The organism is Aquimarina pacifica (assembly GCF_000520955.1).
Lineage (GTDB): Bacteria > Bacteroidota > Bacteroidia > Flavobacteriales > Flavobacteriaceae > Aquimarina > Aquimarina pacifica.
This window is the reverse complement of record NZ_JACC01000020.1, coordinates 65,778-79,999: the sequence shown is the minus strand read 5'-3', so window position 1 is coordinate 79,999 and position 14,222 is coordinate 65,778. Positions and strand designations below refer to the sequence as shown.

7 protein-coding genes are annotated in these 14,222 nt (G+C 33.9%); 6 read left to right on the top strand and 1 reads right to left on the bottom strand.

Features of this window, described 5'->3' with window-relative positions:
• Positions 1 to 626: 626 nt before the first annotated feature.
• Both DZ60_RS0111320 and DZ60_RS0111315 read left to right on the top strand, forming a co-directional pair.
• A complete protein-coding gene (locus DZ60_RS0111320) occupies positions 627 to 1,436 on the top strand; it encodes a hypothetical protein (protein WP_025742183.1) in 810 nt (269 codons plus the stop codon).
• A gap of 201 nt (positions 1,437 to 1,637) precedes the next feature.
• The gene (locus tag DZ60_RS0111315) at positions 1,638 to 6,242 is read left to right on the top strand and encodes a T9SS type A sorting domain-containing protein (protein WP_081740475.1); all 4,605 of its coding nucleotides are present in this window, start codon (positions 1,638 to 1,640) and stop codon (positions 6,240 to 6,242) included.
• Between the two features lie 97 nt (positions 6,243 to 6,339).
• On the opposite strand, the gene DZ60_RS0111310 is transcribed toward DZ60_RS0111315, so the two are convergent.
• Positions 6,340 to 7,785 (bottom strand): right-handed parallel beta-helix repeat-containing protein, encoded by a 1,446-nt coding sequence (locus tag DZ60_RS0111310; RefSeq protein WP_025742181.1) that lies wholly within the window; start codon positions 7,783 to 7,785, stop codon positions 6,340 to 6,342.
• A 415-nt stretch (positions 7,786 to 8,200) separates the two neighbouring features.
• Between DZ60_RS0111310 and DZ60_RS0111305 the strand changes: the two genes are divergently transcribed.
• The 4 genes from DZ60_RS0111305 (at position 8,201) to DZ60_RS24245 (ending at position 14,198) form a co-directional block, all read left to right on the top strand.
• A complete protein-coding gene (locus tag DZ60_RS0111305; RefSeq protein ID WP_025742180.1) occupies positions 8,201 to 9,325 on the top strand; it encodes a helix-turn-helix domain-containing protein in 1,125 nt (374 codons plus the stop codon).
• A gap of 1,147 nt (positions 9,326 to 10,472) precedes the next feature.
• A complete protein-coding gene (locus tag DZ60_RS0111300) occupies positions 10,473 to 12,389 on the top strand; it encodes a 7TM diverse intracellular signaling domain-containing protein (RefSeq protein ID WP_081740474.1) in 1,917 nt (638 codons plus the stop codon).
• A complete protein-coding gene (locus DZ60_RS0111295; RefSeq protein WP_025742178.1) occupies positions 12,386 to 13,096 on the top strand; it encodes a LytR/AlgR family response regulator transcription factor in 711 nt (236 codons plus the stop codon). Before DZ60_RS0111300 ends, DZ60_RS0111295 begins: the two co-directional genes overlap by 4 nt.
• A gap of 142 nt (positions 13,097 to 13,238) precedes the next feature.
• Entirely contained in the window at positions 13,239 to 14,198 is a 960-nt protein-coding gene (locus DZ60_RS24245; protein WP_025742177.1) for a hypothetical protein, read from the top strand.
• Positions 14,199 to 14,222: the final 24 nt, after the last annotated feature.

Below are 14,222 nucleotides of genomic sequence, written 5' to 3'. Positions count from 1 at the left end.
TTTATGATTTATTTCTAATAAAATAACATTTTATAAATAATATTATCAATAATTATTTTGATTAACCTTTGTTTTTTTAACTTTTATGCATTTTCTGTGATCCTCAACTCAAAAGGAATGGATCACATTTTATTTTTTATGTAGTGGGTTTAATAACTTACTTGTACCTGTTTTGAGATTCAAAAAGTTACGCTTTGCAAATTGTACGATATATAGGATATTAAAAAGAGTGAATCTATAGGATTCTTGACTCTTTAGACTCACTGTCGTTAATGTATAGAAACATGAGGCTCTATTTTTGTAACGAAGTTTTAATATTCATACTGGTATTTCCCCTTTTTATAACAGGCAAACCCCCTAAATAACGTCCTGTTTTTTTGAAATTCAACCTTCTCGGATATCTACCTCTTTTTAAGCATGTAGTTTCGTCTTGTAAAATTTTACAAATAATAAGTACCTCAGATGATGTATTGTAATTAGGAGAAGCTGGCCTAAGTATCCAAATAAAGTGTACTAGTAAAAATTTGGTTGTACAATACAGCGCATGAGTTTCTAAAAAAACAGATTATACACTATTGTCTGTATAAAAATAAATAGGGGTATTGTTTTTAAATAACTAAATTAAAATGAAAAAATTATTTTATGTATTACCAATTGTGAGTGCACTGTTTCTTTTCTCTTGTGAGAGAGAAGATAGTACTGATTTTATAGATGAAGATGCACAATTAGAGACTGATATAAATAGTGTACAGGTGGCTCCGAAGCAAGTAGAAGTGGCAAGAGTACAGAAGAATGGACATGAATTTAAATTTTTAGAAGTCGGAACTGAAGGAAATATACTCGTGGTACACAAACTTAATGAGTTTGCTGATCAAAATGATCCTGTGGCTATGTTACTAGATGATACGGAGCGAACACCATTTGATATTTTTCTGGGGATTACTGATGCATCTATAGCGGTACCTGCCTCGATTGCAAAAACTGCAGCCATGGGTGCTCTTGAACAATCAAAAAGAGCTACCGGTAACACCGGAGCTTCTCTAGAGTTATTAGAACCAAATTTCGGAAGTGTACAAAAAGCATCATGTTATGATGTGGGAGCGGCGGTTTTTGCTAATACCTATTGCTATGCACCCGTAGTTTCTACACCAACGAATATTGAGTTTTGTGATAGCGGTTTATGGAACACAAATATCAGAAATTCTGTATTTGGCGGATCATGGAGATATCTTGATGATACAACTACATGGACCAATGTTGTATGCGGATTGACACGTATGCAGTTTTATGGTAATAGTGTCCTAGAAGCTCAGGTAGATCTTAATAATGGCATCTGGAAAATTAATTATTATACAGGAACTAATAAAAAACGTCAAGTCAAAAGATACAGACCACAGAACACAGGGAGCTTTAGAGCATTTACGCGATTCTTCTAAATGAGATCCAAATTTGTTTTTGACGAATTTTAAATAGGTAATTCCTCATAGATTTTAAAGTCTGTGAGGAATTACTTTTGTGAGTATTTTACTAAAATAAATTTGGTATATTTCTTAAACTTTTTTTAACATAATAAAGTGTTTATAACCAGCTCGGTATTATACCTTATGCTATTCAAAAATTCACACAAATAAGCAGTCATGATGTCAAAATTATCTTTACTCTCAGTGGGAGTCTCTTTGGTTTTTGGGATTCAATTAGGGTTTACACAATCTGTATTTATTAACGAAATTCATTACGATAATGTAGGTACAGATACAAACGAAGCAATAGAGATTGCTGGCGAAGCAGGTACAGATCTTGGTGGTTGGAGTCTTTTATTATATAATGGATTATCAGGTACAGTATATAACACAATTGCCCTTTCAGGAATACTTACAGATCAACAAAATGGATATGGAACATGGGTAGAAGTACTTCCGGTTAACGGATTGCAAAATGGCTCTCCAGATGGGATTGCCTTAGTAGATAATAATAATATTGTTATACAATTCCTGAGTTACGAAGGTACACTTACGGCAGTCGATGGACCAGCATCAGGACTAACAAGTATCGATATAGGAGTAGCAGAAACCAATAGCACATTGGTTGGGGCTTCGCTGCAATTATCCGGATCAGGAACATCCTACTCAGAATTTATATGGGAGCCAACAACGACAAGTACATATGGAACGATTAATACCAATCAGGTTTTTGGAACTATAGAGGTTGTGCCCGTTATTAATGAATTCGTTTTTAACCATACAGGAGCGGATACTGATGAGTTTGTAGAGGTATACGCACTACCAGAAACAGATCTTAGTGATTATTGGTTGCTAGAAATCGAAGGAGATATCACTGGGCCTGGAGTTATTGATGAAGTACAGCAGTTAGGGATTACGGATAGTAATGGATATTTTACGACCACACTAGGCGGCAATATTTACGAAAACGGAACAGTGACTTTGTTATTGGTTAGAGATTTTACAGGAACTGTAGGTCAGGATTTAGATAGCACCGATATGGGAGTTTTTGATAGTATTCCATGGCAAACAATTATTGATGAGATTGCGATTAGTGATGGTGGTAGTTCTGATCTTACCTATAGTAGTGTTATTTTGACTCCTTCTTTTGATGGTGTCACAGATGTAGTAGGAGGCGCATCAAGAATCCCAAACGGAGAAGATACAGATACTATTAATGATTGGATCAGAAATGATTTTGAGGGTAGTGGATTACCAAGTTTTCCTGCGGTAATTGCAGAAGCAGGAGAAGCATTGAATACTCCAGGTAGTGAAAATAGGATTGCAGAGGATAGTACCGAAATTGATTTGGTCATCAATGAGCTAGATGCAGATACCGAAGGAACTGATGCCTTAGAGTTTATAGAATTATATGATGGCGGAATCGGGAATACTGCTCTCGATGGATATATTCTGGTTCTTTTTAATGGATCTAATGACCTTAGTTATGCAACTTATGATTTGTCAAGTTATACAACCAACGGTAATGGATATTTTGTAGCCGGAAATGAAGGAGTGGCAAATGTATCACTACTGTTTTCGGGGAATGTATTGCAAAATGGAGCCGATGCTGTAGCACTCTATAAAACAGAAGCAACTGCATTTCCTAACGGAAGTGAAATCACGACAGAAAATCTGATTGATGCCGTTGTATATGATACCGATGATAGTGATGATGAAGCATTATTAATACTTCTAAACAGTGGTGAACCACAAATAAATGAAGATGATAAAAATGATAAAGATAAGCATTCTTTGCAGCGATTTCCGAATGGATCAGGAGGGGCTAGAAATACGAACACATATACACAAGCGACACCTACCCCGGGAAGAGGTAATACAAATGCAACAGTACAAGTAGACCTTATTATTAATGAACTAGACGCAGATACAGAAGGTACCGATGCTCTAGAATTTGTAGAATTATACGATGGTGGGTTAGGAAATATAGCACTTGATGGATATGTTTTGGTGACTTATAACGGTAACAATGATACTAGTTATAATGCGATTGATTTAGATGGGTTTTTTACCAATGATGAAGGGTATTTTGTGGTAGGAAATGCAGAAGTGACAAATGTAGGTTTAGTAATAGGTGGCAATTCTTTTCAGAATGGAGCCGATGCGATTGCTTTATATTTTGGTGATGCCACTGATTTTCCTAACGGAAGTGAAATCACAACAGAAAATCTGATTGATGCTATTGTTTATGACACTAATGATGATGACGATACTGGATTATTAGCATTGCTCAATTCGGGACAACCTCAGGTTAATGAAGATCAAAACGGAGCCAAGGATAGTGAATCTCTACAGCGATCACCGAACGGAGAAGGAGGAGCATTAAATACCTCGGCGTATGTTGCCAAAACCCCAACACCAGGAGCTAGTAATGAAGGAGTTATTATAATACCTGGAGATCCTATCTCTATTGCCGAAGCAAGAGCGGCCGAAGAGGGAGAAGGAGTAACTATTACAGGGGTTCTTACAGTAACCAACAGTTTTAACGGACCCGCATTTCTACAGGATGCTACTGGTGGAATTGCTATTTTTGATGCGTTGGTACATTCCGATGCGACACTCAAGGTTGGTGACTCAATAACTGTAACGGGTATACGGGCTAATTTTAGTGATCAGATACAAATCAGTTCTGTAGTCGAGGTAGTAAATAATGGGATTCCGCAAGTGCCTATTACAGCTCTAGATATAACTTTGGCAGAATTGGCAGATCATCCTGGAGAACTTGTTCGTATATCGAATACGATCTTCCCAAATCCAGGAGATATTTTCTTTGGTAATGCTAATTTTACACTCACCGATAATAGTGGTACTGGTGCCTTGCGTATAGATAATGATGTCATCTCGCTTGTTGGCAAAGCACAGCCAGAGACTTGTTCAAATATTACAGGAGTGGTGGGTCGATTCGAAGAATTTTATCAATTATTACCGAGATCATCGGCAGATATGCCTTGTGCAACAGATTATATCCCACCTGCAGATACAGTAGGTTTTGACAAAGCAGATACCTTTGACGTTGTCACCTGGAACATTGAGTGGTTTGGTGATGAGACCAATTCTCCTGTAGCAGGAAACCCACTATCAGATCAAATACAGAGGGATAGCACTGCAACGGTATTACAAAACCTGCAAGCAGACATTTATGCGGTGCAAGAGATTGCCGATGATGTATTGTTTGCAGAATTGGTAGATCTGTTACCGGGGTATGACTATGTCTTATCTGATGCTTTTTCATATCCTGAGTCAACAGGAGTGGTACAGAAATTAGGATTTATATATAATACCGAAACCGTGTCTGTGGTAGAAACCAGAGCTATGTTTAAGAGTATACATCCATTATATAATGGTGGAGATGATTCTGCATTAGTAGAATATCCAAGCACAACATCTCGTTTTTATGCCAGTGGAAGATTGCCGTTTTTGATGACTGCTGATGTTACAATTAATGGAGTAACCGACCGCATTGATTTGATCGCGCTACACGCAAGAGCCAACCTGAGTAGCGATCCGCAAGAGCGGTATGATATGCGCGCTTATGATGTTGGAGTACTCAAAGACTCTTTAGACGTTAATTTTGCAAATAATAAGGTAGTACTCTTAGGAGACTATAATGATGATGTAGACCAAACCGTAGCCGATGTCTCATCTACCATTTCTACCTATCAAGCCTATGTTGAGGATACTGCTAATTATAGGATTGTTTCAGCAGCCTTGAGTGAAGCAGGCAGACGCTCTTATGTATTTAGAGAAAATATGATTGATCATATCACCGTTACTAATGAGTTTGCAGATGCATATATTGATACTTCTGTAAGTGTACATTACGAGGTATACGATGGAGATTATGCCTTTACTACTTCTGACCACTTTCCTGTTTCTGCACGGTTTTTATTGGTACCTTCATCTATAGAGAATTCATGTATTGGCGAATCTATTGTTGCTTTTGATCAGGGAAGAAGAAGAGACGGCCGAAAAATATCTCGAAGCAGAAGTAATCCTCAACATGCTTTAGGTATTGCCGAAGAACGAAAACATCATAATTTTGTGAGTTTAGGGTTTGGCGGATCTATTACCATAGCTCTTGATAACGAGATTTTTGACAATGCAGATGCCGATGAGTTTGCTGTATTCGAGTCTACCGGATTTTTTGAGATTCCTTGTTATTATTATCCCGAAAAAGCAGAAGTATTTGCCTCTCAAGACGGGATTACTTATGTATCCTTAGGGACTACCTGTCAGGACGGAGTATTTGATCTTGCTGTGGGAAATTTGTCCTCAGCAAACTATATACGGGTAGTAGATATTAGCGAAAAAAGAATATTCCCTTGGTTTGCCGATGGATATGATCTTGATGCCATTATGTGTTTAGAAAGTGGAGCTACTATTTTCAGTAAAAAAACAGCTTTATTGGCAGAAAGTCCCACAGGGCTAGAAAGTGAATTACTCACAGATGATTTTATAGTAACAGAAGATATAATGCCTATTTTTCCTAATCCCGTAGTCGATCTACTATCTATAGATCTTACAGGTATTTATGTAGATATGATAGATCTTTTGATTACCGATACAACGGGTAAAAAGGTTTATGCAGAGACGATACAAGTAGGATCAGAATCATCGATAACCAAAATTAATATGAGTGCATATCAAAAAGGTTTTTACATGATTCATATTTCTAGTAAAGCAGGTAGTTATAAAAAAACGCATAAGATCATAAAGCAATAAGAACACTATTCTGAGATGTGTCGCACCTCAGGTTTTTATCGATTTATTCCCCTGACAAGTTTTAAAAACATGTTGGGGTTTTTATTAATTCAGGATATCATTCCTTCGTTTCATAAGCACCAATATCATTGGTATTATTTTCTGGTCTTGCATTTCCTATAATATCCTCTAATATGCCATATGTAGCTACATTTTCACCTTTGTTTAATGCTATCGAGCTAACACCTATTGAATAATCATGTGTTAATAGGTTAGAAAAATCTAGAGCAGTTAGGTTTTGAGTCATTATATTACTGATTGTATCTATGGTAGCCCCCTTTCTGTAAAGATCTTCTGTTGACCCGGCAAATATATTGTTGATTAGTCTTTTGGTGCCACCATCATTATTAAAAAAGGCAAAACCATTATTTCCAGAGTTTACGAAGGTGTTATTGATAATATTAAAGTAACCATCAGGAATACGATATACCTGTGTTCCGCTAGCGCCATAAAACCCATTATCTCCACTATTAGCGATCACATTATTAAAAATATCTACATTCCCCATACCCTGAAACTGAATTCCGTGACCGGTACCATTAATGATATAATTGTTGTAAAATTTGCCAGTTGTTCCTCCTCCTATAAAAAGGCCTTCATTATGTGCACCTTCATTTAATTGACCATAATTCTTGATAGTATTATTGTATAGTTCGCAATCTAAATCTGCATTTTTTATCTGAATTCCATCATATCCAACATCTTCTATAATATTATTATGGATTCGAATGTGCTGTATAGAATGTGAATATGTTATTGCAGAACAATCGCTTTCTTGTCTACCATTATAAAAACCATGTCCAATATAGAGCCCTTCTCCACCAACATCATGAATGTAACAATATTTTACAGTCACATTTTCCATGATCCATGCCGTTCTTGTGGGGTCGGTAAAAAGGTCGCAATCTTGATACGGACTTGTTTTTACACCTATTCCTGCAAACCCATTATCTTCACCTATTCCGCTAGGTTCATACCCCGCTATTTCGATAAAATACGTTTCAAAATTACTACTTAGCTGTTCAAAGGTTAAAAAGAATCCTTTGCTCGTCGAAATTTTAATCCCATAATCAGTACTTTCATCACCATCTCCGATGAATTTGAAATATTCACTATTTCTAAATTTGACTCCAAATGAACCCGTAGATGCTATAATAGCTTGCCCATTACAGTTTCGTATGATAATAGGTTTTTCTTTGGTGCCTATAATATTATTGAATGTTAAATTTTTATAAGGGTCACCATCACCTGATAATCCAATTATTTGACCGGGTAGAATATTAAGTTCTTCACCATCTATAACTCCTGTATTAGTGTCAATGATATGGTCACATGCTTCACAAGAAAAATTTGTTTTGGTGGGAGCTATCGCATTTATATTTGGTGCATCAACCTCATTTTCTGTTTCATCAGGCGTATTGCCAATTTCTTCAGCATCAGGGTCAGAAGAACAAGCATAGATAAGACATAAAAACATGATTGCTAAAACACTATAATATTTCATTTTCCTATTTTTTACTACTGGTTCTGGTTTGAATGTATCGTTTAAAAACAACCTTACCAAACATTGAACGATTTGTGATATTGATTGACCAAAATGTGATAAATTATTTTTTACCAGTATAAATTGAAGGTTCTTTTTTGAGGATAAAAAAAGGAATCTCTATAATACATTAATGTAATGATAATAATACATCGTATTAATTACAAAATAGATAATTTGACCGCTAATAGGTATTGGTGTAAGACCGATGAGTGCTCTGAATAAATAAGAAAACCTCAGTAAAAATAAGATGTATTTTTTTGAGGTTTCCTAAGAGCAACTTATATTTATCTAATGAAGTTCGTATGTGCATTAGTTTGACATATTTTTGATTTTCAATGTTTTGTGAGTAATAAAAGTTAAGTGTTTTGTATAGATGAATAAAAAAAATGTAGTTTACTTTCTACCCCTGGTATTGTTGGTAGCTTTTTGTTTCTATCTATTTGTAAGACCAAATACAATTCTATACCCAGATCCTGCTAACAAAGGAGCGTATTATACTTTTTCTGATAAAAAGTATGATGGTAATTCGTTTGTGATAATGAAGCAAATGAATGACTTCGTTTTTTTTGAGCTATATGTAAAATCAGGATATGAGGAGCCTTATGCTGGTTTTACCTTTAATCTTCCTAGAGGAAACCGGTTAGATCAGAAAGAATTGAGAGACTATTTTGATATGTCTGATTATGATCGTGTCAAACTTAATTTGAGTACAAAAAATGTTAAAAACATAGATTTTTCTATTAACACATTCGAACCTAAGATATCAGACACTCTTGACCCGGTTTCTTATCGCCATAATACATTAAAGATACATGTAGCAGGAGATACATCTGAATATATGGTGTATATTAAGGATGCGAGAACACCAAATTGGTGGTTCAAGGATTACAACATTTCAGAAAGTGAATTACCAGCGCCTAATTGGTCAGTTGCTTATAATTTGAGTTTTTTGGCACATATTGATGCAGATGGACCTCCAGGGCTTGTCACTGTTAAGAGTATTACTTTTTACAAAAATTATTGGAAATATTTGGCGCCTGCTTTATTACTGTTTTTCATATATTATATAGTAGTAGGATTGCTCTGGGCGAACCAGAAAAAGAAAAAACGACAAAAAGAAGTGGTAGTGACTTATGTACAACGACCGTTAGAAGATCATAAAAGTATTGAAGAAAATTCGGTTATCAATTTTATAGCAGAAAATTATCACTTACCGGATCTTTCTATCTCAAGCGTTACCGAAGCAACAGGCATTTCTCAACGTGCTGTTTCAAAAATTCTCTATGATGATTTGGGCAAAACATTTAAAAGCTATCTTAATGATCTACGTCTTAGAGAGGCAAAAAGGCTGTTGCTATGTACGCGAAATAGCATCAGTGAAATTGCATATGCAGTTGGTTTTAATAGCCCCAATAGTTTTAACAGGGTTTTTAGAGTACAAGAGGATACCACCCCAAGCGCTTACCGAAAAATTGCTAAAGAATTTACTGAAGAGTAGTAGTTTTTTCATAAACGATATTTAGCTAGTTCATATTTAAAACTCTTACCGTTTCCTTTAACTCTTTATGAGGACATCCATACAATAATTGTATTGTTTTAAATTAATTTGTACCGCTCATATATAGGTTCTTTAATGATTAGTTTCATGGTGTTTTTAAAATGTATTGAAAGAAACATTAGATACTATAGAGGCGTAATTTCTATCTGAAATGTATGATAACAAGATTGTAGTATTCGACCAAAGGTGATTTGAGTTGATTGCTTATTACAAAACTAGAAAGGTGTTTTTATAAGGTAACATCTTTGTGAAATTTCTTAATAATAAGAATTTTTCATTTTTTGCAAAGTTGTTTTAAAAACAGTGTTGTGCCTTTATTAATAAGGGTTTTACAAAGATGTTAAGGGTTTTTACAAAAATGCAAAGAATGTGTAAAATGATGATTTTCAGAATATTGATATTTTGTTAAGCATTTCTATAGTAAAGAAAATTGTATTGTCTTCTATTGTTATTTCTTTACACAAGCCTATCAATAAAACATGAATTGGTTTTACAAAAAGAACTAATAGTTTTTAGATCGTAATGGGTGATGAAAATGCAATTCAATTGTGTGTATACGCGATTTTTGATCTTCTTTTTAGAGGTAAGACTATTTAAATAAAGTCTTGAATTACTCTTTAAGAGTAAACCGAGAATAGTGAAGTTAATTTGATAGAGAATGAAAGCGATCCTTATCACAGAAACCAGCAAAATAAAAATAAATAGATTTCCTACTTCTGTAGTAAATTTAATTTTGATGTGGTTAAAACCGGGAGAGCGCGGAGTATTCTCTCGGTTTTTTTATTTATGAGTAGTCTTCTGATCAGTTACCTATCTTTTATTAATTTTAATCGACTAGTTAGAGTCGGAAACTTCGAGAAATGATAAAAAAAGCATAATTCAATAGAAATTACATATTTCTATAAAAACCTGAGTAGTTAAAGTTCTTATATCAAACAGGACTGATAAGATCAAATAAGTATCAAAAAAAGGTGCAATTAATACTTTGTTTCTTTTAATAAAAATAGGATCCTTGACTTATATTAATATTGTAGTTTTATCAAGGATTTATTGATATATAAACTGAATAATTTATTGACACAAGATTATGTATAGATACATTCTATTAATTATGATGTGCTATTCATTTAGTAATGTTTTTTCATCTGATTTAAATAGGTTTACCGGAGAAAAAACTGAAATTGGCGAGCATCTTTATTACCTAAAAACTAATGAATGGAATGATGTTAATTCTATTTTGGATCAACTAAAATCATTTCAACCTTCAAATAAGAAAACCCTCAATTTTGGAACAACAAATAAAGTAGTCTGGATTTATTTTGACCTCGAAAACATGTCTTCTAACGAAGAGATCTTGTTACAAATAAGAATGCCGTTAATAGACTCGGTAAAGTTGTATAAAATAACACCCGAGAAGAATGTAGACTGGAAAAAAATAAGTTATGAGCATCAATTTAAAAACAGAGAAGTCAATCATCAGTTTCATCATTTTCAACTTGAGCTGGGTGCTAAACAAAAGTCACGGTACTTGATGGCGGTTAAGTCTCAAGAAAATATAATCTTACCAATGAGAATTGGTACAAAAACCCAAGTAGAAGGCTCCCTAAAAACATTTGATAATTTCTTTTTTCTATTTGTAGGGGTGATGATTGCATTGTTTCTATACAATTTATTTGTATATATATCTATAAAAGATACGAACTACTTAATGTATTTAGTATACCTGTTAGTTCTATTAATATCTCAAACCAATAGACATGGGTTTACTACTTTTTATTTTTGGCCCGAGATAGATTGGTTTCCTAACTTTATTATTAGCCAATTAGCACCATTAATTGTTTTGGGTATCATACCCTTTGCATATCGGTTTTTACAAATTGATGTTAAACTTTCAATTTGGAATATAGGTTCTTTAGTACTGGTTATATTCTGTATAATAGCAATAGTTTTAGGGTGGTTTGGGGTATATGAACTGTCTAGAAGCATTGCGTTATTGGGGACATTATTCGGAGCTTTTTGGTTATTTGGTAAGGCATTGTATTTAGTTTTTAAGAAAAAAAGACAAGCGTATTTCTTTTTGACCGGTTGGTTGTTTTTTTTGTTCTCAGGTATTTATTTTTTGTTATATGTCAATGGAGTTTTTACTTTTACGATTTTTGCAGAACAAGCACCATTACTAGGAGCTATGTTTGAAGGAGTATTATTATCCTTTGCTCTGGGAGATAGAATCAATACTATTAATAAAGAGAAAGAGTTATCTAGAAAACAAGCTATAGAAGCACACAAGAAATATCATGAAGTTTTGGCCGCCCAAAACCAAAAGTTAGAAGAAGAGGTTGAACTTAGAACAGCAGAATTAAATATCGCGAATAAGGAACTAAGACGTCAGGCATTAAGTTCACAAATGAATCCCCATTTCATATTTAATGTGTTGAACTCTATTCAAAACTATATTTTAAAAAAAGAAACAACACAAGCCGATAAATACTTATCAAAATTTGCGTCGTTAATGCGTTTTGTCCTTAACAGTTCAGTAGAAAAAGAAGTGTTCCTTACAGATGAATTGAAAGCGATAGATGGGTATCTAGCATTAGAAAAGCTAAGGTTTGGAGATGTATTGAATTATGAAATAAAAAATAAATCTGAAATTGAAACAGGGAAAGTACTTGTTCCATCCATGTTGATTTTACCTTTTTTAGAAAATGCTGTTTGGCATGGAATTATGCATAAAAAGGGTGCAGGAACAATTATCGTACTACTTGAGAAGAGAAAAGACGTTTTATATTGCTCTATTCAAGATAATGGAATTGGATATGATCCTACTAAGAAAAAAAAGAATCATAAATCCACCGGTATGCGTATTACGCGAGAACGTTTAGAGCTTCATTGCCAACTGTATAAAAAACCTTATTTTTTTGATATAAAAAATATTAATGAAAATAATCCTGATCTTACAGGAACGATAGTGGAGTTTTTTTTACCTTATAAAATTCTTGATGTATGAATAAAAAACTTACAGCAATCCTTGTGGATGATGAGCCTCTTGCAATAGAAACGCTAGGTGTTTTACTAGACATGTATTGCCCAGAAATAGAGATAGTTGGTAAAGGAAACAGTATTGACCAAGCAATAATTCTGGTCGAAACATATAAACCGCAAATCGTTTTTCTGGATATTGAAATGCCAAATGGGAATGGGTTTATGTTATTAAACAGAATTGATACTACGAATATAAAAATCATTTTTACTACTGCTTATTCACAATATACGATTCAAGCTATTAGAAAAGGTGTACATGATTATCTCATGAAACCTATTGATAGTGATGAACTTGTTAGTAGTATTGATCGATTAAAAAAATCACTGTTAGAAAAAAATCCACATGAAGAAAAAGTACTAATTCAGTGTATGGACAAAGTACATCGAATTAAGCTTAATCAAATTCAGCGTTGTGAAAGTGAGAGTAATTACACACACCTTTTTTTAAATAGTGATAAAAAAATAACTGTTTCAATGACATTAAAGTCTATCGAGCAAAAACTAATACACGATACCTCTTTTATAAGAGTTCATCAATCTCATCTAATCAATAAGGATTATGTCGTTTCTCTCAGTAGGGGCGCTAAACCAGGTCTTACAATGAAATCAGGTGAAGAAATTCCTATTTCTTATAGAAAAAAAACTCAGGTTTTTTCTAAAATAAATTGTTGATTTTATATCTAGGTTACGAATACTCAAAAGTCATGTGCGAATACTCAAAAGACGATTTCGAGTAATTAATGTTCTACAGATAATAGATAATTTAGTTCAACACAAAACACAAATTATTTATTCAATTTAAAACATTAACATCATGAGAACAAAATTAACTCTTATCTGTCTTTTTTTTATTATTGTATCTGTCCAAGCTCAATACAGTGATGGTCAAAACTTGGGGCCTAATATAAACGTTGTAGATGATGCCGGTTGGAGAGGAAATTTATATGTGCAAAACAGAATACGTATGGGAGCTCAACTAGAGTTGGGTGTAGGTAATGAAAACGGAACTCCCAATAGGGCTTTAGCATCTTATACCAGTCATACAGGAGATTTTCTTTATCTAAATACGTCTAGTTCGAATGGGATTAGTGATTTTGCACAAGGAACCTATTTAAATAGTAGGGTAGCTATAGGAAACCGTCCTTATTGGGAAACTCCTGATTTTTTTACGAACGACATTATCTTGGCAGTAAATGGTAGAACATGGATTAACGGAAAAACATTCATTAATGATAAATTAGTCCTAGGAAAAAACACCAGTGATTCACATAAACTTTCGTTTCAATCGTATCAAGACGGAGACGATTACAAATCCGAAATAGATTATAGAGGAAGTTTAGTTTTTAAAGGATTAGATGGATACGCAAGTGTTTCTTCTTGGCAGACCTTAGCACTTACTCAAAATGGGCATGTTCTTGTTAATATGAAAGAAGAAGATATACAATCTCAATATGCCGATTATAAGTTTCAGGTAAACGGAAAAGCGATTGTAGAAGCTCTAAAAGTGGTAGGAGATGTTCCTGAGTCTGATTATGTATTTGAAGACGACTACAAATTACGCACATTAGAAGAAGTAGAAACATTTGTTACCAAAAACAAACACTTACCAGAAATACCATCTGCTGCAGATTTTAAAGAAAACGGATATCTCGTAGGAGAAATGGATGATGTATTACTTCGTAAAGTAGAAGAGCTTACTCTTTATATGATTGAAGCCAACAAGCAAATAGAAGCATTAAAGAAGGAAGTAGTGTTGTTACAATCTGCTAAATAATAAGAATTGATTTTTTAACTAAAT

Bases quoted from the DNA above. Each gene is read 5' to 3' on its own strand.
- DZ60_RS0111300 (WP_081740474.1), top strand. From the start codon at position 10,473: ATGTATAGATACATTCTATTAATTATGATGTGCTATTCATTTAGTAAT.
- DZ60_RS0111310 (WP_025742181.1), bottom strand. From the start codon at position 7,785: ATGAAATATTATAGTGTTTTAGCAATCATGTTTTTATGTCTTATCTAT.
- DZ60_RS0111315 (WP_081740475.1), top strand. From the start codon at position 1,638: ATGATGTCAAAATTATCTTTACTCTCAGTGGGAGTCTCTTTGGTTTTT.
- DZ60_RS24245 (WP_025742177.1), top strand. From the start codon at position 13,239: ATGAGAACAAAATTAACTCTTATCTGTCTTTTTTTTATTATTGTATCT.
- DZ60_RS0111320 (WP_025742183.1), top strand. From the start codon at position 627: ATGAAAAAATTATTTTATGTATTACCAATTGTGAGTGCACTGTTTCTT.
- DZ60_RS0111305 (WP_025742180.1), top strand. From the start codon at position 8,201: ATGAATAAAAAAAATGTAGTTTACTTTCTACCCCTGGTATTGTTGGTA.
- DZ60_RS0111295 (WP_025742178.1), top strand. From the start codon at position 12,386: ATGAATAAAAAACTTACAGCAATCCTTGTGGATGATGAGCCTCTTGCA.